General features: G+C 41.0%; 19 protein-coding genes. 7 read left to right on the forward strand and 12 right to left on the reverse strand.

All coding sequences use genetic code 11. The features are described from left to right. Positions 1 to 10: 10 nt before the first annotated feature. The 4 genes from murA to AC2SLN_RS08585 all read right to left on the reverse strand — a co-directional run bounded on the left by murA (position 11) and on the right by AC2SLN_RS08585 (position 3,836). Positions 11 to 1,282: a UDP-N-acetylglucosamine 1-carboxyvinyltransferase gene (gene murA / locus AC2SLN_RS08570; protein ID WP_486548237.1), complete on the reverse strand. Its 1,272-nt coding sequence runs from the start codon at positions 1,280 to 1,282 to the stop codon at positions 11 to 13. Positions 1,283 to 1,444: 162 nt separating this feature from the next. Continuing rightward, on the reverse strand, positions 1,445 to 1,699 hold the full coding sequence (locus AC2SLN_RS08575; RefSeq protein ID WP_486531096.1) for a BolA family protein: 255 nt from the start codon (positions 1,697 to 1,699) through the stop codon (positions 1,445 to 1,447). A 480-nt stretch (positions 1,700 to 2,179) separates the two neighbouring features. Next, positions 2,180 to 3,124 carry a BON domain-containing protein gene (locus AC2SLN_RS08580; RefSeq protein ID WP_486548236.1) on the reverse strand — a complete coding sequence of 315 codons (945 nt, stop codon included), beginning with the start codon at positions 3,122 to 3,124 and terminating at the stop codon, positions 2,180 to 2,182. A 286-nt stretch (positions 3,125 to 3,410) separates the two neighbouring features. Beyond that, complete coding sequence (locus AC2SLN_RS08585; RefSeq protein WP_486548235.1) at positions 3,411 to 3,836, reverse strand: YraN family protein; 426 nt, start codon at positions 3,834 to 3,836, stop codon at positions 3,411 to 3,413. Positions 3,837 to 4,055: 219 nt separating this feature from the next. Between AC2SLN_RS08585 and rsmI the strand changes: the two genes are divergently transcribed. Next, a complete protein-coding gene (gene rsmI, locus AC2SLN_RS08590) occupies positions 4,056 to 4,925 on the forward strand; it encodes a 16S rRNA (cytidine(1402)-2'-O)-methyltransferase (RefSeq protein WP_486548234.1) in 870 nt (289 codons plus the stop codon). Positions 4,926 to 5,353: 428 nt separating this feature from the next. On the opposite strand, the gene AC2SLN_RS08595 is transcribed toward rsmI, so the two are convergent. Then, positions 5,354 to 6,028 carry a DNA-3-methyladenine glycosylase family protein gene (locus AC2SLN_RS08595; protein ID WP_486548233.1) on the reverse strand — a complete coding sequence of 225 codons (675 nt, stop codon included), beginning with the start codon at positions 6,026 to 6,028 and terminating at the stop codon, positions 5,354 to 5,356. A gap of 81 nt (positions 6,029 to 6,109) precedes the next feature. Here AC2SLN_RS08595 and AC2SLN_RS08600 point away from each other — a divergent pair, with 81 nt between their 5' ends. Next, positions 6,110 to 7,255 carry an endonuclease/exonuclease/phosphatase family protein gene (locus AC2SLN_RS08600; RefSeq protein WP_486548232.1) on the forward strand — a complete coding sequence of 382 codons (1,146 nt, stop codon included), beginning with the start codon at positions 6,110 to 6,112 and terminating at the stop codon, positions 7,253 to 7,255. 16 nt (positions 7,256 to 7,271) lie between these two features. On the opposite strand, the gene AC2SLN_RS08605 is transcribed toward AC2SLN_RS08600, so the two are convergent. From AC2SLN_RS08605 to AC2SLN_RS08620, 4 genes are all read right to left on the reverse strand, one after another. Continuing rightward, the gene (locus AC2SLN_RS08605) at positions 7,272 to 8,039 is read right to left on the reverse strand and encodes a TSUP family transporter (RefSeq protein WP_486548327.1); all 768 of its coding nucleotides are present in this window, start codon (positions 8,037 to 8,039) and stop codon (positions 7,272 to 7,274) included. A gap of 274 nt (positions 8,040 to 8,313) precedes the next feature. Then, positions 8,314 to 9,138, reverse strand: a complete 825-nt coding sequence (gene nfsA / locus AC2SLN_RS08610) for an oxygen-insensitive NADPH nitroreductase (protein ID WP_486548231.1) — start codon at positions 9,136 to 9,138, stop codon at positions 8,314 to 8,316. Between the two features lie 244 nt (positions 9,139 to 9,382). Then, the gene (gene coaBC, locus AC2SLN_RS08615) at positions 9,383 to 10,711 is read right to left on the reverse strand and encodes a bifunctional phosphopantothenoylcysteine decarboxylase/phosphopantothenate--cysteine ligase CoaBC (protein WP_486548230.1); all 1,329 of its coding nucleotides are present in this window, start codon (positions 10,709 to 10,711) and stop codon (positions 9,383 to 9,385) included. Between the two features lie 116 nt (positions 10,712 to 10,827). After that, a complete protein-coding gene (locus tag AC2SLN_RS08620) occupies positions 10,828 to 11,358 on the reverse strand; it encodes a GNAT family N-acetyltransferase (protein ID WP_486548229.1) in 531 nt (176 codons plus the stop codon). 199 nt (positions 11,359 to 11,557) lie between these two features. On the opposite strand from AC2SLN_RS08620, the gene radC reads away from it, so the two are divergent. From radC to AC2SLN_RS08635, 3 genes are all read left to right on the forward strand, one after another. Then, positions 11,558 to 12,238, forward strand: a complete 681-nt coding sequence (radC, locus tag AC2SLN_RS08625) for a RadC family protein (protein WP_486548228.1) — start codon at positions 11,558 to 11,560, stop codon at positions 12,236 to 12,238. Positions 12,239 to 12,580: 342 nt separating this feature from the next. Continuing rightward, complete coding sequence (locus AC2SLN_RS08630) at positions 12,581 to 15,376, forward strand: acyl-CoA dehydrogenase (RefSeq protein ID WP_486548227.1); 2,796 nt, start codon at positions 12,581 to 12,583, stop codon at positions 15,374 to 15,376. 284 nt (positions 15,377 to 15,660) lie between these two features. Next, complete coding sequence (locus tag AC2SLN_RS08635; RefSeq protein ID WP_486548226.1) at positions 15,661 to 16,260, forward strand: M23 family metallopeptidase; 600 nt, start codon at positions 15,661 to 15,663, stop codon at positions 16,258 to 16,260. A gap of 269 nt (positions 16,261 to 16,529) precedes the next feature. Here the strand turns inward: AC2SLN_RS08635 and AC2SLN_RS08640 are convergent, their stop codons facing one another. The 3 genes from AC2SLN_RS08640 to epmB form a co-directional block, all read right to left on the reverse strand. Beyond that, positions 16,530 to 17,042 (reverse strand): c-type cytochrome, encoded by a 513-nt coding sequence (locus AC2SLN_RS08640; protein WP_486548225.1) that lies wholly within the window; start codon positions 17,040 to 17,042, stop codon positions 16,530 to 16,532. Positions 17,043 to 17,044: 2 nt separating this feature from the next. Then, positions 17,045 to 19,141, reverse strand: coding sequence for a sensor domain-containing phosphodiesterase (locus tag AC2SLN_RS08645; protein WP_486548224.1), 2,097 nt, complete (start codon positions 19,139 to 19,141; stop codon positions 17,045 to 17,047). A gap of 482 nt (positions 19,142 to 19,623) precedes the next feature. Then, positions 19,624 to 20,784, reverse strand: a complete 1,161-nt coding sequence (gene epmB, locus AC2SLN_RS08650) for an EF-P beta-lysylation protein EpmB (RefSeq protein WP_486548326.1) — start codon at positions 20,782 to 20,784, stop codon at positions 19,624 to 19,626. 74 nt (positions 20,785 to 20,858) lie between these two features. Here epmB and efp point away from each other — a divergent pair, with 74 nt between their 5' ends. Both efp and AC2SLN_RS08660 read left to right on the forward strand, forming a co-directional pair. Then, positions 20,859 to 21,431, forward strand: coding sequence for an elongation factor P (gene efp, locus AC2SLN_RS08655; RefSeq protein WP_486548223.1), 573 nt, complete (start codon positions 20,859 to 20,861; stop codon positions 21,429 to 21,431). Positions 21,432 to 21,565: 134 nt separating this feature from the next. Then, positions 21,566 to 22,003 carry a secondary thiamine-phosphate synthase enzyme YjbQ gene (locus tag AC2SLN_RS08660; protein WP_486548222.1) on the forward strand — a complete coding sequence of 146 codons (438 nt, stop codon included), beginning with the start codon at positions 21,566 to 21,568 and terminating at the stop codon, positions 22,001 to 22,003. Positions 22,004 to 22,075 lie beyond the last annotated feature (72 nt).

Here is a 22,075-nt window from a genome sequence, read left to right on the forward strand (position 1 = left end):
GCGTAAGTCACTAGCGTTTGTCTGGGTTAATCCGCTTAATATCCACACCTAACCCACGCAGTTTCTCTTCTACATTCTCATAACCACGGTCAATGTGATAAATACGATCAATAATACTCTCGCCGTCAGCAGCAGCAGCAGCCATTACTAACGACATAGAGGCTCGCAGATCTGTCGCCATAACTGGGGCGGCATTAAATGATTCAACCCCTTTGATAATAGCAGTGTGACCATCAACTTTAATATTCGCACCCAAACGTTTCAGCTCTGGCACGTGCATATAACGGTTTTCAAAGATGTTTTCAATAATAGTACTGGTACCCTCTGCCAAACAACACACTGCCATGAGCTGCGCTTGCATGTCGGTAGGAAATCCGGGATGGGGCTGCGTGCGAATATCTACCGGCTTGGGTCGACCGTGCATTTGTGCACGAATCCAATCATCACCCGTTGTTATAATAGCGCCCATTTCTTCAAACTTTTGCAGTACTGGCTGCAAAAGGGAGGCATCAGTATTTCTAGTGGTCACATCACCTTGAGTCATTAATGCGCCAGCCAAATAAGACCCCGTCTCAATACGGTCTGGTACCACTGAATAATCACACCCTTGCAAGCTATCCACCCCTTCAATGATCATGGTTGAGGTGCCAATACCTTTTATTTTAGCACCCATCGCTACTAACATATTAGCCAAATCAACCACTTCAGGCTCACGAGCACAGTTTTGTAAAGTCGTGGTGCCATGCGCAAGTGTTGCTGCGATGATGACGTTTTCTGTACCTCCCACTGTTACCATATCAAAGGTATGCTCACAGCCAATTAATCGGCCTCCTTTTGGCGCTTTTGCCTTGACATAACCATTTTCAACAGTAATTTCAGCACCCATTGCCTCAAAGGCCTTTAAGTGCTGGTCAACGGGCCGTGAGCCAATTGCACAGCCGCCTGGAAGCGATACTTCTGCCTCGCCAAAACGAGCCAATAATGGTCCCAATACTAAAATTGAGGCACGCATGGTTCTGACTAACTCGTAAGGGGCAAAATAATTCTCGATCGTGCTTGTATCGCACGTTACTGTATGAGCTTCTTTGTTAATGGTAATGCCCATACCTGCAATCAGCTTTAATAAAGTACGCACGTCTTGTAGTGAGGGTACATTGTGCAAAACGGTTGGGGTTTCAGGCAAAATCATGGCGGCTAGTAGAGGTAGCGCTGCATTTTTTGCACCAGAAATGCTGACTTCACCAGCAATACGGCTACGACCGGTAATTAAAAATTGGTCCATTAATAACGTCCTAAATTGGGTTCCCTATTCAATATCGCTAAATATATCAAATCAGGTTACGAGATAGTTAAATGACTATGCAAAAATAAGAGGACAACAATAAGGCTGGCCTTGATTTTAGCTTGCAAGAAATGTGCATAGAATAAACACTGAGGCGCTTACTTACTTTTCAGCTTGTTTGGACTCCCATTCCTCTGGTGTCAATGCTTGAATGTTAAGAGCATGAATCTCACCGCTGGAAATGATGTCATTGACTAGAGCATAAACTACTTGCTGACGTTGCACAGGACGCTTACTCTTAAAACTGGCATCTACAATGCGTACATCGAATTTATTGCCTTGATTAGCGGCCTGTATAAAAGCATCTGGAAAGTGGGGTTGTAAAAATTTTATCAGGTCGTCAGCATTCATGCTCATGGGGGTTACCTATATTGCTCTAATTAAAATTGATTAAAAAAGTGATTAAAAATACAAAATATAGCCTAATTATAGCAAGTGTTTCGGCTATTTACCTAAACTTGCCACTATCCTTATGAAGTTATTCAATTTTTATACGTTATGAAAGCAGCACTCTTAACATTAACACCGCTCAAGTAAGATCGTTAAATGAATAGGATTAAATTAAGCTTACCCTATCAAAGCTATAGTCAGCGAACTACTAAACGGTTACGGCGTTAACCTCGTTAAGCCTACTCCAGTAGTACTTGCACTCGGTTGCCTTGTAACCATTTTAGACTTCTTTGACTATACTGCTTAACGAGTGCTGCATTAAAACAACTGAATCATCCCTAGCATAGTTCTAATTGCATCTCACTACTTGCCAAAGGAGCTGAGTTTATGATGATAGCCAATAATAAAGCTCGTTCTATTTTGCTCAACACGCTTTTCCCCAACCAACTATTCCCAACCAGGTACTTGATGTTTATACATATCAATGTAAGCACTATTACTATCAGCTGGGGCGGATTGTACGGGTGCTGATGGTGTTTGTTCTGAGGGGATGGGTTGTGAATTTTGTGGCGATTGACTGACAGGAGCCGTGACTGGAGAGACGATAACAGGGGAATTCATGTTTACATCTACAGGCTCGGTTACTGATTGCGGCGCTGCCGTTGCCGTTGTGCTAAAGGGTAAACTCTCTACCTGTTCGTCGCTCATTGGCCCAAATTGTGGTGCTTCCAAACCCGCTTCTTGACTGACACTAGATTCATCAATCACAGCGCCATTTTCATCAATAAGCTCAGTCAATAATACCAACTTTTTGATACCCTCTGTACTTTCAATAATGTTCATTAAATGCCCACGCTGAGTTGGGGTTAATTTGCCCAAAATATACACAATACCATCATCAGTCACTACTTTAAGCTGTGAGGTTTGTATGGTTTTACTCGCCAAAATTTTAGCATTAAGCTTAGAGGTAATATATCCATCATGAACCGTATAGCTTACCCCTTTTGACGGCGCGACATTGAGGCCATCATGTACCTTTTTGACATCGGGCATTGAAGACACGATATTAATAATGTTGTTTTTTGTCTCTACATCGGGCACTTCGCCAGTGAGTAATAAATGACTGTAAAAACTATCAATACCAATGCGACTGCGCTTTGGTAGCGTCTCGTCCAAGGCATTTATATTTAAGCGGGCAGTGTTTTCGATGCTTTGGTCTAAAATACGCTGCGCCACGGTACGATCTGTAGCAGGAACGCCATAATTTGGACCAGATGCCGATCTTTGAATGGTAATACAACCCGTTAACATGCTTGCACTACACAGGCCAAGTGCAATAGCGTATGCCATAACTTTAATACCCTTAGCGCGCGGTAACCAAAAGTTGATCATTTTATGTCCTTATCTAAAGTCTTGATATTTTCGGAGAACACCATCTTAAATGGGTTATGTATAGGGCGTATTAACGCGTTAAACCATTTTATACCTGAAAGCTTACACAATATTAAGTGTTTGGTAATCAGTCGCCAAAAGTGACCTTTTAGTTTAGGGTCTGTTTTACTCAGCATACATTGTAGTCGGTTATATCATTCACTATCTTACTATCTCATTCGCTACCTAGATCACTTACCTGACTTGCTTACCGTCATTACTTAACTTACATTTGCCCTGCTGTGGTTTACCATGCAGAGGCAATAAACGCCCCTTGTACCCACACGGGTTCAAGCGAGCTATTGTTATCCGTCTCGTTAAACGCAACGACATCAAAGCGGTATTCTAACTCCACATGCGTTTGATGCTGTTGTAAAAAATAGTGTGCCGTTTTAATCAACTTACGCTGTTTGGATGCGGTCACACTCATTAAAGCATCGCCAAACCCAGTGGCTTTGCGTTTGCGTACCTCAATAAACAGCATAATATCCCAGCCTTGATCCTGTGTTTTTGGCTGTATCATGACCAAATCCAGCTCTCCCACTTTAGGCTGTAACCAATTTTGGGCGATGAGTGTTAGACCCTGCCCCTTTAAATAGGTTAGTGCCTTCTCTTCATAGTATCCGCCATGACGCTGTTTGGGCGAATTTAAAAATAAAGACTTATTAGACATTATTTTCTTCTAAAGTAATTTTTATAGGGATTGCAGTTATTGCAATTATCAAGCCTATTCAAGCAAAACATGCAATAGACAACATTCGACCAACTAACTAACTCATATGTTAAGCAAACTGCTGATATCTTAGCACATCGTGATAAACTGATAATATTAAAAAAATAACACGCACCCTATTTTGACTCTTATTTTATTTTGCCTTAAGGTCCTTTTACCATGTCAGAAAATCAACACGCCCCGTCTGCAAGCCAAGCGTATCTATACATTGTCGCTACCCCAATTGGTAATATGGGCGACATCACTGCACGCGCTATCGAGACATTAAAACAGGTCGAAATCATTGCCTGTGAAGACACCCGTACCTCGGGAAAATTGCTATCAAACTTTGGTGTCGACACCCAAACGTGGGCGTACCATGAACACAATAGTGAAGTGCAAACCCCCAAAATAATTGAAATGATTCAGCGTGGTCATTCCGTTGCCCTCATCAGTGACGCCGGCACACCGCTCATCAGTGACCCTGGTTATCAGTTAGTACAAGCTGCTCACGCTGCAGGGGTTAGAGTCGTTCCTATCGTTGGCGCATGTGCGGCTATTGCGGCATTAAGTGTCGCAGGTTTACCTTCTGATAAATTTAGCTTTGTCGGCTTCTTGCCTGCCAAAACGCATGGGCGAGTCAAACAGTTAGAAGGCTATGCCAACCGTACTGAAACCCTGATTTTTTATGAAGCGCCGCACCGCATCGTGGTCAGCTTAAAAGATATGGCAGAAGTTTTTGGCGCTAATCGCCCTGCAACGTTATGCCGTGAATTGACCAAAACCTTTGAAACGGTAAAAAAGGCGACGTTAGGCGAGTTAGCAGAATTTGTAGAATCTGATAATAATCAGCAAAAAGGCGAGATTGTTTTAGTGGTGGGCAGTGATGTGAATAACGCCTCGGATGATGACAGCATTCATGATAAATTACTGCTTCGCTTGCTTGAGGATTTATCGGTCAAAAAGGCAGCGGCATTGGCATCCGATATTACTGGCGTTAAAAAGAATGCATTGTATCAACGCTTATTAGAGTTACAAACAAGTGATTAGGATTTAGAGCTAATCCTGCCATTCGCTTCTATCTTACTTATCTACTGCGGCGGTAACTAACGCTAAATCGGTTCCTGTTATCTCGATATCCTCTTTAGCTAAGTCACCGCATCGCAGTAGTCAAGCAAGTATATCCGCTACTGTCAGGGCTAGCGGTCAGATCGAGTTCTTACAGATATTTATCGTAGTAAAACTTTATTCAACGACAACGTTACACATCCATCCTCAACACCAACCGCCACAACTCTCAAATCCTTGAACAATGCTCAATACACAATCCATAGGGTGGCATTAGCGAAGCATAACCCGCCAAATATAAACCATAATCATTATTTTTATTATAAAGAAAAGCTGGGTTACATTTTTACTGCCCTTCTTCTAGGTTTGAAAAAACCTAACCTCACCCTACCTAACGTTAAGCTCAGCACTTAAACAGGCACTGCCTCTCTATCTTTTAGCCAACCATAATGCGCCCATAATAACAAACTGGCGGCGCTGCGGTGTGGCGACCACGGTTCCGATAATGTTCTCAGTTGTTTTGGGGTGGGTCTGACATCAAGTCCCAGTAATTCCATTGCACCAACTTTAATAGCGAGGTCATCCACCGCCAGCACATCTGCCCGCCCAAGACTAAATAATAAGTACATTTCCGCAGTCCACTTCCCTATGCCAGTGACCGCCGTTAAGGTCTTGATCACCTCAGCATCGGGTAGGGTTATAAGTGCCTCAAAATCAATATCGTGCTCAACTAACGATCGAATGTAACGAATCTTCTGCCATGACAGTCCGTTTGCCTTTAGAGCGTCATCTTCTGCCGCTAAAATAGCTTGCGGACTAGTTAATCCCGCAGTCTCAAGCTTATTCCATATGCTACGGGCGGCGGCAACTGAGAGCTGTTGTCCGACCATGGCCCGCATCAATTGATCAAATCCGCCGTCATTACGACGTAAACTGGGAACGCCCACTTGTTTGTAGACCGCTTCAAATCGAGTCTCAATCTTGATAAGCTCTTTGATATGCGACTCCAAATCTTTTGGCGTCTCAATGGTTGTAATCGTCGTCATTGATGATTCTATATCATTATCATTGGGCATTGAGGTCATGATGGTCGCTTAATTGGTTTGTTTGGTCGGTTAATAGAGGCCGAATTGAGCACTAAAATGAGCTGTAAACTGAGAGAAAAAATGACTACATTGTATGGCTTTATCAGTCGCTGTATATTTTGGCTGACGGCTGTTGGCATCGTGTTAATAACCTTGAGTCAGCTTTTTGGTCGTTATAGTTGGCAGTTGGAGCTGTTTAGCCATTATGTGCCACATTTGGCAGTTTTGACAATGCTAGCCACTGTTATTTATCCCAAATTAAGCCCAAATGCTAGAAGTATACGGACAATACGTTTAGGATTTTTAAGCATTGGGCTATTACTGGTAGGGTGGAGCTTACAGCCCTTGTCTTTACTCTCCCCTCAACGCTTCGATATGACAAGTTTCAATTCTAAAATCGATAGCAGGGTTGAAGCCCCGTCTAAAACATCTTTATCTAAAGCTACCTTAAACAACACTGTGCCTTCAAAACCCATAATCATCAGCTATCAAAACGTGAATATCGCCAATCAGTACCCTAAACAAACTATCAAGCAATTAACCGAATTTGAGATAGCATCAAGCTTGCATGCACAGCCTGACATTATCGCTTTGGTTGAGGCAGGCGGAACACAGTGGCAATCGACGCTAAGTAGCCTTGCTAAAGACTATCCAGCTCACTGCGGTGTCGATAAAGACAGCCCTTTTACCCTGCAAATATTTAGCAAAGATAACTCTGCACAATGCGATATCATTATTTTATCTGGCTTTCCTGTGGCGAGATTGGTATTCGCAAACCAATCATCTACTCATCATAACAGGCAATCTAGGGTGTTATATGTCGCTCACCCTCCACCGCCTTTAGGGCATGCATTTGCCGTCGCTAGAAACGACTATTTAAATCAATTGGCTAGTTTAATAAAAGCTGATCAAGGACAGTCGGTCATGGTGGTGGGAGATTTTAACCTATCTGCCTTTTCGCCTGTTTATCGAGACTTTATCAGTCAGACTCAGCCCTCTAGTGGCTCTTTTAATGGGACGTTTAATGAAAACTTAAACTTAAATGAAACGTTATTCAAAGCGACGTCATTGCAGCGGACGACGCTAACAGGGCTAGCTACATGGCGACCTTTTGGCATTGGGATTGATCATGTTTTAGTCAACTTCAATAAGAACGATGTGACCACTCATGCTATAGACTGGGTAGGATCAGACCATAGAGGGTTTATTATAGAATGGAGAGAGTAAACTGAACTGAACTGAGCTAAGCGAGTAAGCCAATTATACCTTGCCAGCCGACGCGCAATCCTAATACAGTCAAAATTACCAACACCAACTGACGAAAGCGCGCTTGTGATAAATAGTGGCGCAGGCGGATGCCAACGATGATACTGCCTATCGATACGAGCGTTAATAGCGCAATTAATAACCAATCATTGGTAGGTAGTGCTTTTATTGGTCCCCATAAGACAATAATTTGTGCAATTTTCCCCAAAAAATAACACATATTACCCACCTTGGCGATGGTATTTTTATCATCGGTTGCTGATAACAAATACATCAGTAGCACGGTTGACATGGCGTTGGTGGAACCGCCAATGATACCTGCAATCAACCCTGTAGCAATCAGGACTGGTTTGGTATTGGGCAGAATGATACGTTTTCCAAGCGCATTACTGAAAACATAAAAGGTAATCACAGCAGCCAACAATAACAAAATATAGCTACTATCTACCCAAATCAAAAGTTTGACTCCCAGCAAACTGCCAAATAAGCTCATTAATGCTAGAAGCCAGTAGTTTTTTAGGTAATAGGTAAAGTCGCCCCACATAGTGCGCTCGCCACCGTGAAGCCAAGTCATGATATTTAATGCCAGTGATGGAAAAATAATCAATATAATGGCATGTTGTAAGGGGTACATACTTGCCAGCGCAGTGGTGGTCACTAAGGTAACGCCTAGCCCACTAATGCCATGTAAAAGTGAGGCTACCGCAAAAATTAGCATCAATATAAGCTGTTCAAAGTTTGGCATCGCACTTACCTTACCTAATCGTTTGATAGAATCTATTGACAATAAAAGCCTACCAAGGCCAGCTCTTACAGAACTGGACGACATAAGATTGCCAATACTCACCACCCAACTATTATTAGATATTATAACTAAATAGGGGGTTACAGCATTACGTTGTAAAAAACTTGCTCTCAGTCTCCCTTAGTAAAGGGAGACGTCAAAGCTAACCAACATTTAACTCGGCTCTAGGGTGTGTTGTAATCCTTTAGATTATTAGGGCACGCCTAGCCACTGCTTAGCGTTTCATAAAGCCTTGTTTGTGAAAGTAGTCTAATATATGAGGGCGTACAGGTTTTGCAAATGTATTATGAACCTGTTTTTTCCAGTCTAGCTTTTTCGGATTGCCACTATTACTACGCTCGGTGTAGTAGTCCTCCACAGTGCTATTGTACGCCTCCAGTACTGTGTCACTTGCTGGCTGATATTGATTCTCAGATACCAATACAGATAAGGGAAACCGTGGGCGCTGAGGAATGGCTTTTGCTGCTTCAGTAGGATGTCCTAAGCACATGCCAAATAAAGGAATGACGTGTTTTGGTATATTGAGAAGATTGCTAGCACGTTCAATATCATTACGCATACTGCCAATATAAACGCCGCCCAAACCTAAAGACTCAGCCGCAACCATGATGTTTTGCGCTAAAAGAGAGGCATCTACCGCACCAATGATGCCTACTTCTGTCCAGTCCAATTGGGATTCAGGGGCAAGCCGATTATGACGATGGCTATCGATACAAAATACCAAAAACTCAGCACATGTCTCTATATAATCGTGCCCTAGACCCTTGCCTTCTGCTTGCGCTTGTTTGTATGTCTCCTCATCCATGCTGTTAGAGATTTGACGAAACTGGGTACGCAGCTCAGGGTCAGTAACTCGAATAATACTGGCTGCTTGTAAATAACTTGATGTTGATACCATTCGTCCCGCTTGCAGAATGGTCTCTAACATCTCCGGTGCAATTGGCTCGCCGGTATATTGCCTTACCGAACGATGATTCATTAAGGTTTCGATCGTTGAGTTTGAGATTGTTTTGGTCATGTTTTCAACTTGATTACTCATATGTCATCCTTTTTTAAGATTTAAGTGAACGGTATAGAATCATACCTTTACTAAATAAACCAAAAATAATAATGGGGTGCAATTAAACGCGCTTCACATGCCTAACTTCACATGCCTAATTTGATACTTGTGATCTATTTACACTACTTTTAGCTCGTTTTCATCACCACTTTATTTTTGGAGCTACTATGTTTTTGGAGCTACTATATTGTATGAAAAGCATTAGCAATAAATTAACCACGCTCTAAATAGTATTACCAATTAAAGTTACTAACTGTTGAGCAATTACCTTTTTGCTAGCTTTGTCTAAAACAACAGGGGTCTGCTGATGTTTATCAGCAAAGTAGACAACCATAGCATTTTCATCACTTGCAAATCCGATGTCTTTACGTGAGACATCGTTACAAGCAATCATATCTAACTTTTTCGATGCCAGCTTGCCCCGCGCATATTTCTCAACATCTTGAGTTTCGGCAGCAAAGCCTACCATAAAAATATCAGGATATTCATGCGATATGGCCGCCAACACATCAGGGTTTTTAACCAGATCTAAGGTCATTTTATCTTGCGTTTTTTTGATTTTTTGCGGTGCCGCATCACGAGTACGATAATCCGCCACTGCTGCTGCTGCAATAAAAATGTCTGTGCCAGTCTGAGTGTGTGCTGGCTGGTCGTGGTCAGAGTGATTTTGATTAGCCGCTACTTGAGTATCAACGTCTAACTTAAAAGGTTGAGTGGTAATACCCTTGGCACAAGCATGGGCAGCAGTGAGCATCTCTTCAGCAGATAACACATTAATGCGCTTCACGTTAAAGGGTGTTTTTAAGGAAACTTTGCCCCCCGCAATAATGGTCACGTTCGCCCCTGCATCTCGGCAAGCACATGCCAAAGCAAAGCCCATTTTACCCGTTGAATGATTAGACAAATAACGAACAGGATCTATTGCTTCAATCGTTGGCCCTGCGGTAATAGTCACATTCTTGCCCGCTAATACTTGGGGAATGGTAAGCTTGGCTTTTAGATTTAACACATACTGCAACAAGGTGTCTGGCTCTGGTAATCGCCCTGCACCAATGTCGCCACAAGCTTGATCGCCACTGTCTGGCTCAATGACATGATAGTCTAGATCTTTAAGAGTCATTACATTTAAACGAACCGCAGGATGTGCCCACATTTGCTGATTCATAGCAGGGGCAACCATAACAGGTGCAGCTGTTGCCAAACACACCGTGGTTAGCAAATCATCCGCCATACCCATAGCAAGGCGAGCCAATGTATTGGCTGATGCAGGAGCAATAACCACTAAATCGGCCCATTTCGCTAACTCAATATGCCCCATACCTGCTTCAGCTGTCGTATCGAGCAGTTCGGTATGCACCTCATTCCCCGTTAGCGCTTGTAAGGTAAGCGGTGTAATAAACTCTTGCGCCCCTGACGTCATAATCACACGAACATCAAAACCCGCTTTACCTAATAGCCTTGCAAATAAGGCAGATTTATAAGCCGCAATACCGCCAGTAATGGCTAAAATAACCTTGTTAAAATTTTGAGAAGTCGGCTGTTCTAAAGTCATAATAGGATAATACCTTAATGCGCACAGTTTAAAAAATTATAAAATGCAGTTATGGTAGCAAGATTATGCAGATATTGAATAGGTTTATTATTATACGCCTACCTTTGAACCTAGCTTTATAGATTGTGACGATATTGAACCATGTCGGTTTTATGAGCGAGACTATCATACAACTGACGTGCTGCTTTATTACCTTCTTGGGTTACCCAATAGACGCGATTACAATTTTTATCTTTAGCAAAGTGATAGACATGTTCAATCAAAGCTCTACCTACCCCTTCTCCCCTTATAGATCTTTCTACATACAAATCTTCTAAATAGCAGCACTCCGTTGTATCCCATGTATTTGGATGCAATACGACATGGGTAAATCCCACTAATTTATCGCCATCGCCTCTATTGTCAGAGACATTATTTCCAGAGGTCTGATTTACAAGACCCTTATTGCTAGAAACTTGATCCAAATAAGCTCCAAAACCATATATTGGCACGTCATCGTTTAACAGTTTATGCCACGTCAATCTACTAACCTCTAACGGCAGTTCCGTTTTATAAAATTGAAGATAACTCTCCCATAACGTCAACCAAGCTTCAAAATCTGTCTCTCTGATTGGACGGAGCCTTATTTTAGTGCTTATATCTGTCATGTTATCGGCCTTACTTAGCAAAAAATGGTTGAATATAAAAAGTTCAAGTAGACAGTGATTCAATGCATTCAATTAAACAAATGAAGTGTTCATATTATAACTATATGAGATTAGCATACTAATTTCTATTAACAATTGCTAAACTTTAGTAATTATTTTTAAATTTAACTGAATAATAACCTCAGCTACGGCAGGATATATGGCAATTAAAGACTGGCACGAAGATGATAGACCACGCGAAAAGCTACTAAAAGCTGGGGCAGAAAGTTTAACTGACGCTGAGATATTAGCTATTTTTTTGCGGACTGGTACCAAAGAGCATTCGGCTATTGAGCTTGCTCGAAATCTAATAGACCAGTTCGGCAGTATCGCCGAGCTGCTTTCTGCTCCTCAACATGCGGTGCTCGCCTGTCATGGGATTGGAACAGCTAAATACGCTCAAATACTGGCCAGCTTAGAGATGGGCAAGCGCTACCTAGATAGTGACTTAAAGGCAGGGCGTTCTTTAAACCGCTCCCAAGTTGTCAAAGACTATATTACCACTCAACTTCGCCATGAAACCAATGAAGTATTTGCCTTACTATCTTTAGATAGTGGGTTAACGCTACTAGATTATACGGTGCTATTTGTGGGCGGTATTTCTTCTTGTTCAGTATGTGTAAAACAAGTATTACGTCATGCGTTATCACATGGAGCAAGTCAGCTAATCGTGGCTCACAACCATCCTAATCAAGATGCTAACCCCTCTCAAGCTGATATTGAAGTAACCAAAGCACTCAAACAGGCGTGTTACTTGATAGATATGACCTTAGCAGATCATATTATCATTGGACGTAATCAAACCCTGTCTTTTGCTGAAACAGGTACCGATCCCTTTTAAATACAACCTAGTGGTTAACCCTCCCTACAAATTAACCTTCATTTATTAAAGCCAAACTTTTGGTATTCTATAATCTCTGCAAAAAACCTTCTCTTCAACAGACTAGGCGCCAACACTTGTTGTGTTTTACAGACAAACCTTACGCCTGCATTTCTAAATCTTATCCCTTTGTCTATTAAATAGGCAACAATATGCATCACGTCTTGATTATCCAAACATATCTGCTTACTCTATAAGATATATACCTATCCATACTATTGCTATACTTGTATTCATTGATACTTCTTTTTTTACTAATTTAATTCTTCACTCCTTTACCTCTCGTATTTTGGGTTTCTTACTATGACCACACTTACCTTAATTGGTTTATTTATTCTTGCTATTTTGCTGCAACTTTTTGCGCTATTATTGGTCTTTTTATTCAAATTAAACCGAGTTATAGGGGCTGTTATCATCATCTCAGTGGCTGTTGTGGCAGCTGCTTTATCCGCGTGGTCATTGTTATTAGGCATTCCTCTTATTCTAATGGCCTTGATTGTTATGATTTCGCCGTTACGCCAAACACTAATCTCTAAACCTGCCTATAAAAAATTAAGCAATGCTATGCCGAGCATGAGTGATACTGAAAGAGAAGCGCTCGATGCCGGTACGAGTTGGTGGGAGAAAGAGCTATTTATGGGTGCCCCAAACTGGCAGGTGTTTGAAAACTATCCCTATCCCACCCTATCCGATAAAGAACAAGCCTTTATCGATAATGAAGTTGAAACACTTTGCCAAATGCTGGATGAATGGCAAATTCACCATCATGACAAAGATTTATCACCAGAGGCTTGGCAATATATCAAAGACAATGGGTTTTTAGGCTTAATTATTCCTGAAAGCTATGGCGGACGAGAATTTACCCCCTATGCCCAAAGCCGTGTTATGAGCAAAATTGCGTCACGTAGCTTAACAGCGGCTGTATCTTGCATGGTGCCAAACTCACTTGGCCCAGGTGAACTACTCATGCATTATGGTACCGATGAACAAAAAGAGCGATGGTTACCTGGACTTGCACAAGGTAAAGAGATTCCTTGTTTTGGTTTAACTGGACCAGAAGCTGGCTCGGATGCGGGGGCTATTCCAGACACTGGTGTCGTGTGTTATGGCGAATACAACGGCGATACTGTACTTGGACTTAACATGAACTTCTCTAAGCGCTGGATAACTTTGGCGCCGATTGCTACCGTTATTGGTCTAGCCTTCAAACTTCACGATCCACAGGGTCTATTGGGCAACAAAGATAAATCTGATTATGGCATTACCTGTGCTTTGATTCCTGCTGATTATGCAGGTGTAGAAGTGGGTCCTCGCCATAACCCAGGTTCGCCCTTTATGAATGGGACGGTTATTGGTAAAAACGTTTTTATCCCGCTCGATTTTATTATTGGCGGCGTTGAAAATGCTGGCAAAGGTTGGCGTATGTTAATGGAGTGCTTGGCGGTTGGTCGTGGTATTTCATTGCCTGCTTTATCAACCGCAGCAAGCGAAATGAGCTACTTAACGGTTGGTGCGTTTGCAAAAATTAGGGAACAATTTAAAATCTCAGTGGGTAAATTTGAAGGTGTGCAAGAAGCCAGTAGTGACATTGCTAGCGATACTTATATGATTGAAGCCTTTCGCCACTTGGTAACTTGTGGGCTAAATCAAGGAGGTACACCTTCTGTCATGACGGCAATGGCTAAATATTATGCTACAGAAACCATGCGCAGTGTGGTTAACGATGGTATGGATATCGTCGGTGGGCGGGCAATTCAACATGGTCCACGCAACTTTTTAGCATTACCGTATCAGGCCATCCCAGTAGCCATTACCGTAGAAGGGGCAAATATTCTAACCCGCTCATTGATGATTTTCGGTCAAGGTGCCATGCGTTGCCATCCTTATTTGTTTGAAGAATTACAATTACTACAGAGTCCTGATAAAGACGTTGCGCTTAAATCTTTTGATAATTTATTTTTCAAACATTTAGGCTATACCTTTAACCGTGCAGCGAAATCCTTCTTTTCAGGTTATTTTGGTGGCAGTGGTTCAACACCTAAGTTTGCAGACAGCTTTACGCGACCTTATTATAAAAAAATAAATCGACTGAGTGCTAACTTCGCTCTGACAGCCGACATGTCACTTGGCCTACTTGCAGGCGATTTAAAAAGAAAAGAAATGCTATCAGGTCGCTTGGCAGATATACATTCGCACTTATTTATTATGACTGCGGTCTTGCAGTTTTATGCAAATGGAAGCCAATCATCATCAGAACAATTACATGCTCAATTGGCTTTAGATAAGTCGCTATATAAAGTTCAAGAAGCATTTTTTGAATTATTTGCCAACTTCCCAAATAAAATGGCTGCCAAGTTAGTAAAACTTATAACCTTCCCATTTGGACGTATTGTTGAAAAACCAAAAGATGCGTTAAGACAAGAACTGGGTAATGCTATTTTAATGGATGGCGAGGACAATCCGTTCCGTGAACAGCTTAAATCCTTAGTGTATTACACCACGAATGCCAATGACGTGACTGGTCGTGTCGAAAATGCCTATCAAATGCTGCTAAAAATAGAGCCTTTATGGCAAACCTTTAAAAAGTCTGAGCATAAGGGTAAGTTTGTTGGTCTAACCTTTGAAGATCACGTACTCACGGCTTTAAACGATGGTAAAATTACAGAATCTGAATCTGAACAACTGATTGAGTATAATGCTGTTCGGTTTGATTCTCTATTAACGGATGTTTTTGATCGCTATTTATATGAGGCACAGCCTCGCCATAACCCACATACATTAGAAAATGCTGCTGAGAATTTAACCCCCTATGTGATTGATGAGGCGATTCATCAATCACAGACGGAATCGAAAGATTCTACCGCGCCCTCCCAACCTGCAACAGGGAGCGAAAATGCTGCTCATGGCTATGAGCAAGATGGAGATGTTGAGCTAACAAGTGAACAAGACACTTTGAAAGAGAAAACTGACCAAACTGATTTTGGTTCTGACTTAAATAATCCTTCAAAGCTTTCTGACCCTGACTATGTAGAGTTAGATGAAGATAAACTTCGGGCAGCTGAGTCAATTTTAGAAGAGCGAATGGGCAGAAAACGTTAACAAGATAGATAAATAAATAGATGAATAACTTTCCATTATGAACAACGGCTAATCTTCAATAAAAGCAGTTGAATAAAAAATCGTGCCTATGTGCACGGTTTTTTGATTTCTACGCTTTAACCTAGATGATTTACATCATTAACAACCATCTGCACTTTGCCTTTACTAAGCGATTTTTTAGTCGAATCTGCTAAACATTGTATTCCATACCCTTTTCACATCAATATATCTTCTACTTGGTAGTATGTAGTATAGAAACTAAGTACTCTAGAGATTCAATAAAAATGGCTACAAAAAATACAAAGCAGAAATCTTCCCCAAATTTTATATTAGCACCGCTAAGCTTACTCATAAAGTTAGCGTTGTTTATCCTAATATGTCTTTCAGCATATTTTGTGCTCAATCAACTAAAGCCCGAACTTTCCCATAAAGCGACGCGCTATCTAACCACATCGGTTAAGTATGCCAAGCTGATGACACAAGAGCCACCAACTGACAATAGCTTACCAAACCCATTAATTAATGCCCATTTAACAGATACATGGGGTGCTGCACGCAGTGGTGGAAGGTCGCATGAAGGTATCGATATTTTTGCCAAACGAGGCACCCCTATACATAGCACAACAGAGGGTATTGTGAGAAAAGTAGGCACTAACTCACTCGGTGGCAATGTTGTTTCAATCATCGGACCAGGGGGTGTCAGCCATTATTATGCACATTTGGAAAGCTATGCAGATATTGAGGTGGGCGACTGGGTATACGCTGGCGACATTATTGGTTATGTAGGAGACAGTGGGAACGCGAAGGGAACACCCCCTCACTTGCATTATGGAGTTTATACCAATGCAGGTGCGGTTAACCCCTATCCCTTACTCATAAAATAAATTCAAAATTTTCTGTCGCTCAATATTTTACGCTAAAGCCAAACACTAAAAAAACCAATAGTATAAACCAGTGCTAAAACCACACATTAGAAAAAGAGTCTTTAGGGGCTTAAGTCAAGTTATGGCTAAAATCGCCCCATTATTGTAGAGTTTATGCTGACCCCTACAAAATCCAAATTATTGTATAGTCAAAGAACGTTAAAACCGATACTAGGTAACCGAATAAGAGCGCTACAAGTCGTAGAATCGACGAGTTTGATGCTACTACTTTATTTTTGGGAAGGTATCACTTGGTCAGCACGACCTAAGGTTGATAGATATGCAATAATGTCTTGCCTAATATTAGCCTCGGGAATCGGATCGGACAACATACGAGTATCCGCCATCATAGCAACTGGATCTGCAATATAAGTATCTAAAGTTTCAGCATCCCACGTCACATGAGCACTACTCATGTCGCTGCTATATTTATAATCAGCAAGTGATGCGGAAGGTGCTTCATAGACCCCTATAAGCTGCGGTCCTTTTTTATTTTTTCCTGGTTGCAACTGATGGCATTGTGAGCAATACTCTTCATACAAAGCTTTACCATTTTCAGCATTGCCACCCGTATAAATAGGGGCAGTCACTGGTGCACGATTATCTGGCGGTACTGGTGTACAACTCGTTAATAATATAAGCGTACATAAAAAGCTTAAAGATAAAATTTTATGAGCATTGGACGTTGTTTTTACAAGGCTGCGCAGGCCTTGTGTCACTACCTGTGTCTTTATAGAATACATATTTAACCACGTCCCGTTTCATCTGCGATAATATTGTCAGAAGCTACTTGTAGGTAATTTCCTTGCAAATACCGAGCACCGACACTCCAAGCAGCCGACATTGTAGCAGCAGTTTCTATGGATGGCATAATTACCGGGATAGAACGATCATTTGCTTTCTTTACTAATGCTTTCACTATCCTCATGTTATCTGCATTCTTCAAATCATTGACATAATTAGGTGCTAATTTGACGAATGACGGTTCAAGATAATCCGCCAACTCAATTGTTTTAGCGGTAGAACCAAACTCTTTTATCCCAACTCGGCTACCTGTCTCTTTAATAGCTGAAAATTGCCGCTTAGCTACTGTCATATAACTGACTAAGTCGGCTTCACAAAATTGAACGGTTAATGCCTCTGGATTTCCCCCCACCGCTTTCACTAACTGCTCAACCATTCTAGGGAGCAAACTATTGACTAACGTTTGGCTGCTTAACGTCACAACTATCTTCGCATTTGGCGAGGTTAATCTCACTTTATTCAAATGTTTGCAGGCATTAATTAATACCCATCGGTCAATTTTTTCAATAAGGTTGTGAGTAACCGCAACTGGATAAAACTTCTCAGGAGACATCACATTACCATTGGCCAATGGTAAATAAACTTGAACGTCATAGAACGAACTGCTGTCAGTCTCGATATCATAGATTGGCTGGTAACATAACTTAAATTTATTCTGCAAAATAGACATTTGCAAATACTCTGCTAACACACTATCGCTATCTTCAGCATACAGGCTAGGTTCATAGAACTTAAGCACGTTACCCACGTTACCGCTCTCTAAGAATGCTTGGTTGAGAGTTTTTGATGCTCTATCCATAAGTTTAGTCAGATCAGGCGCTGAAGAATCAATAAACACACCACCAATGCTCAACGTCGTGGTAATAGTACGCGATTCTATTTCAATAAAGAGAGCTGCAACTTTTTGACGAGCATTCTCAGCCAGTTGCTTTACCTCTTCACTGCTGATTATGCTTGGCATGAGTACCGTAAAAATATTATCGCTAAATCGGTACACTTCACTATCGCTAAATGACTGTTTAAGCGTGTTGGCGACTTCCTTTATGGTAAGATCAATGCCTTTAATACCAGATACTGAATTAATTTTACCTATACCATCTACCCGTATAAACAATAGTGCTGCACACTCATTATTATCTTTTGTTGACTGATAAATTTGGGCAAAGTGTTCCTCAAATCCGAGCCGGTTTAGTAGCCCTGTCAAACTGTCTCGGCGCTCAGCGACTGCCACTTTTTGCGCCAACTTTGAAACATGCGATTTAATTTCGGGCTGAATGATGACCTGAGTGACCAGCTGACCATCAAAACTTGCCGCCGCTAACTGTAGTTTCGACTCAAAAATCTCGCCATCTTTGTGTTTTGCAGCCAGTTTAAACTCTACTTGATCACGATTACCCTTATCAAAACGGCGTAAAAACTGTTTAAATCTTTCAATATTTGTACTAGGCGCAACAAGGTCAATAATTGGTAGACCTATCAAATCTTCAGGCGTATGAAAACCAAATAGCTCTGCGTAAGAAGCATTGACAAAGATGTGTATCCCCTCATCAATATAGGCGACTGCACTTTTAGAGTTTTTAATTAATACGTTAGCACGTTGCTCAGACTCCAATAAAATCTCTTTGATAGCAAGCATCTCACGTCTTACAATCAAGCTATCATGTAATACACAAATCGCTAAAACTATCTGAGATTTGTCGCTAAACGGTATTGACCTAATCATATAGGTGTCTATAATTTTAGGTAACCCATCCTTATTTCTTCCAATCCTTTTATCATTATCAACCAAACATATTAAAGGTAAGTCAACTTTGTAATCTTGTAAAATACTGACAATATCAGTAAAACCCATGTCATAAGCTTTACCAAATATTAAAATATCCCAAGGTTTTTTTAAGCTTTTTTTAAACCCCTCTTTATTGTCTAAAAATCCTAAATTAACCTCTTTATAATAGTTATTCAACAAATCAACTAAGGCCTCAGCATAGATCTGGTTATCATCAATCATTAATAAGTTTAATAGCTCTTTGCGTGCCATGGTTTTCCTTCGTATAACATTAGGTTCAATATGAATCACTTAACACTAATAAATACAGTTACTACATAGATATCAAAGTCAAATTAATCAGCATAAATTTAAAAGGAGGATAAATATACATCACTACCCTATTTCAAGTGTTACAAATTAAAGGGGAACTGTAAATTAAAGATTAGGCACTAAATAAAGTTAGAACCTATATTCATAAGCTAAAGTGAGCGAATTTTTAGAACAAGATGAGTCAATACGAGGTACTATTAAGTTGAACGCTCGGGTTGAATAGCCATTATTCTATTTAATCCTAATTTTAACCAAGTAGCGGCTTATTTTAGGCGAAAATAACCCATTATAGAGTTTGAATACAGATTCTCAAAACACGAAAATACAGGGGAGCCTACTCCAGATTGTTCCGCTAACTTTTATCATACAGCAACTATAAGAGTTGTGTTTAGATGTCTATACAACACAACCCTAAAATCACTCTAAAGATACAAGTTTACTGGTGTTTTGAAGGGTTTATTCGGTAATTCTTGTACTAACTTTGGCATCAAATATCCTGGTAAGTGTTCAAGTAATTGCCAATACAACCTCACTGCTTGCGATTTCTGCTTATCAAAATGTGCCGCCCCTGCCACTTTATCAAGTAAATGTAGATAGTAGGGCATGACACCTACCTCAAATAATCTGCGATTAAGATCAACTTGAACATCAACAGCATCATTTATACCAGCAAGTAGTACGGCTTGATTGAGTAGAGTGATACCACGACGTTTTGCCTTTAATAAAAACTGCCCTGTCTTAGTATCAATCTCATTAGCGTGATTGGTGTGTATGACCATGATAATCTGGCAACGGCTGGCGGCAAGACGATCTAATAGTTCAGTATCCAATCGCTCGGGAATAACCACTGGCAGCCGAGTGTGTATGCGAACGACTTTAATTTGCGGCAAGTCTTCAAGGGCATTAAGCCATATATTCAAACGTCGATTTGAAACGCTTAATGGGTCGCCGCCACTTAAGATAACTTCGTCAATATCTGAATACTGTACAATATAATCCTGAATTTTAGCCAGCTGTTTGGTGTTTGGTAGGTTCATCTGATAATCAAAATGTTGCCTAAAACAATAACGGCAATGTATGGCGCAAGCACCCGTCACTGTGATCAACACTCTCGAACGATATTTGTGCAATAAACCCTGAATCGGGTTGTGCTGTTTCTCTGCCAAAGGGTCATTCACATAGCCATTTACTGATATCTTTTCATCCAAATATGGCAGCACTTGGCGTAGCAACGGATCCTTACTATTACCCCGCTCCATTTTTAACACAAAACCTCGCGGCACACGCAGCCCAAAAGTTTTAGGAATGTATAGTGAAGACTTTATATGAGTTAAGTCTAAAATGTCTAGCAACTCATCCACATCTGTTATGACATCAGCCATCAGTGATTGCCAGCGTGGCGAATCATTGAAAACGCCAGCATCATCGAAAAAACCATCATTGCTATTTTGATGATTATCTATTTTGTGACTGTCTATTTTATTGCCGGCAATTTTATCATTATCTATTTTATCACTGGCAATTTTATCACTATCTATTAGTGGTATTTGCTTATTTGCTTGTTTGGACAAATGGTTTATCATAGTGCTCATTGTGTCAACTTATTAACTGTTAGTAATTTTTTAGCATTCTTTATTTAGTATTCAGGAGCTGTATTGTGGCAAATTTTTCAACCAATGAATTCAAAGCTGGTCTTAAAGTTATGTATGACGGGCACCCTTGCGCCATCCTCGATAACGAATTCGTAAAACCAGGTAAAGGTCAAGCGTTTAACCGTGTCAAACTACGCAATTTACGTACCGGTAAAGTACTTGAACAGACCTTTAAGTCTGGCGAAAGCTTAGCAGGTGCTGATGTCATTGATACAGAAATGAACTACCTATATAACGATGGCGAATTTTGGCATTTTATGCATCCAGAAACCTATGAACAAGTACAAGCAGATGCTACTGCAATGGAGGATGCCAAACAATGGTTGAAAGAAAATAGTAATGCCTTATGCACCCTCACTTTATTCAATGGTGTCCCTATCTCTGTTACCCCACCAAACTTTGTCGAACTTGAGATTATCGAGACAGACCCTGGTGTGCGTGGCGATACCTCTGGCGGTGGCGGCAAACCAGCTATCCTTGAGACAGGTGCTGTCGTACGTGTGCCGTTATTTGTTCAACAAAACGAAGTGGTTCGTGTTGATACTCGTACAGGTGATTACCAAACTCGTGTCAGCTAGATACAAACTCTAAATTTTACGGGTTACTATTTTATCAAGAGTTTGGGCCCAATTATAAATTCATTCTATAAATTGGGCTTTTATCTAACTTCCCTCTAACTTTCATAGAGCACAGCACAATTAAGTAATTAAGTATGGCCTATCATCAGACAATTATAACACTCCCTGCTTATCAACGTGGGGTGCACCTCATTACCCATCACCTTTTAAATGCGATTAATAAGTTAATGTCTGATAATGCGGAGTATTGCGCATCCTCGGGTCTGGTGCACTTATTCCTGCAACATACGTCTGCCAGCTTATCCATTAATGAAAACGCTGACCCAGATGTGCGCCTAGACACTGAAGATTGGCTGAATAAGATAGCACCGGCGAATCAACCTGAATACCGACACACGCTTGAAGGCTCTGATGACCTGCCTGCCCACTTAAAAAGTATGATGCTAGGCATTAGTTTAACGATTCCTTTAGTGAATGGCGAGCTTGGTCTAGGTCTATGGCAAGGCATATACCTTTGTGAGCATCGTGACCATGCCAGTGGGCGAAATATTGTTATCACGGTCAGCACTTAATCACAGTTTTGGCTCGTCTAAATTGTCCTTGCTCCTATACCCGTTAATTATTGCTTTGTCTAAAAACCCGAT

The sequence above is a fragment of the Psychrobacter sp. CX90 genome (assembly GCF_057396305.2).

Excerpts from the sequence above, each read along its gene's own strand:
- epmB (WP_486548326.1), bottom strand. The coding sequence starts at position 20,784 with ATGATAAACCATTTGTCCAAACAAGCAAATAAGCAAATACCACTAATA.
- AC2SLN_RS08635 (WP_486548226.1), top strand. The coding sequence starts at position 15,661 with ATGGCTACAAAAAATACAAAGCAGAAATCTTCCCCAAATTTTATATTA.
- murA (WP_486548237.1), bottom strand. The coding sequence starts at position 1,282 with ATGGACCAATTTTTAATTACCGGTCGTAGCCGTATTGCTGGTGAAGTC.
- nfsA (WP_486548231.1), bottom strand. The coding sequence starts at position 9,138 with ATGAGTAATCAAGTTGAAAACATGACCAAAACAATCTCAAACTCAACG.
- AC2SLN_RS08580 (WP_486548236.1), bottom strand. The coding sequence starts at position 3,124 with ATGATCAACTTTTGGTTACCGCGCGCTAAGGGTATTAAAGTTATGGCA.
- radC (WP_486548228.1), top strand. The coding sequence starts at position 11,558 with ATGGCAATTAAAGACTGGCACGAAGATGATAGACCACGCGAAAAGCTA.
- AC2SLN_RS08620 (WP_486548229.1), bottom strand. The coding sequence starts at position 11,358 with ATGACAGATATAAGCACTAAAATAAGGCTCCGTCCAATCAGAGAGACA.
- AC2SLN_RS08645 (WP_486548224.1), bottom strand. The coding sequence starts at position 19,141 with ATGGCACGCAAAGAGCTATTAAACTTATTAATGATTGATGATAACCAG.
- AC2SLN_RS08640 (WP_486548225.1), bottom strand. The coding sequence starts at position 17,042 with ATGTATTCTATAAAGACACAGGTAGTGACACAAGGCCTGCGCAGCCTT.
- rsmI (WP_486548234.1), top strand. The coding sequence starts at position 4,056 with ATGTCAGAAAATCAACACGCCCCGTCTGCAAGCCAAGCGTATCTATAC.
- coaBC (WP_486548230.1), bottom strand. The coding sequence starts at position 10,711 with ATGACTTTAGAACAGCCGACTTCTCAAAATTTTAACAAGGTTATTTTA.
- AC2SLN_RS08575 (WP_486531096.1), bottom strand. The coding sequence starts at position 1,699 with ATGAGCATGAATGCTGACGACCTGATAAAATTTTTACAACCCCACTTT.
- AC2SLN_RS08660 (WP_486548222.1), top strand. The coding sequence starts at position 21,566 with ATGGCCTATCATCAGACAATTATAACACTCCCTGCTTATCAACGTGGG.
- AC2SLN_RS08630 (WP_486548227.1), top strand. The coding sequence starts at position 12,581 with ATGACCACACTTACCTTAATTGGTTTATTTATTCTTGCTATTTTGCTG.
- AC2SLN_RS08605 (WP_486548327.1), bottom strand. The coding sequence starts at position 8,039 with ATGCCAAACTTTGAACAGCTTATATTGATGCTAATTTTTGCGGTAGCC.
- AC2SLN_RS08595 (WP_486548233.1), bottom strand. The coding sequence starts at position 6,028 with ATGACCTCAATGCCCAATGATAATGATATAGAATCATCAATGACGACG.
- AC2SLN_RS08600 (WP_486548232.1), top strand. The coding sequence starts at position 6,110 with ATGACTACATTGTATGGCTTTATCAGTCGCTGTATATTTTGGCTGACG.
- AC2SLN_RS08585 (WP_486548235.1), bottom strand. The coding sequence starts at position 3,836 with ATGTCTAATAAGTCTTTATTTTTAAATTCGCCCAAACAGCGTCATGGC.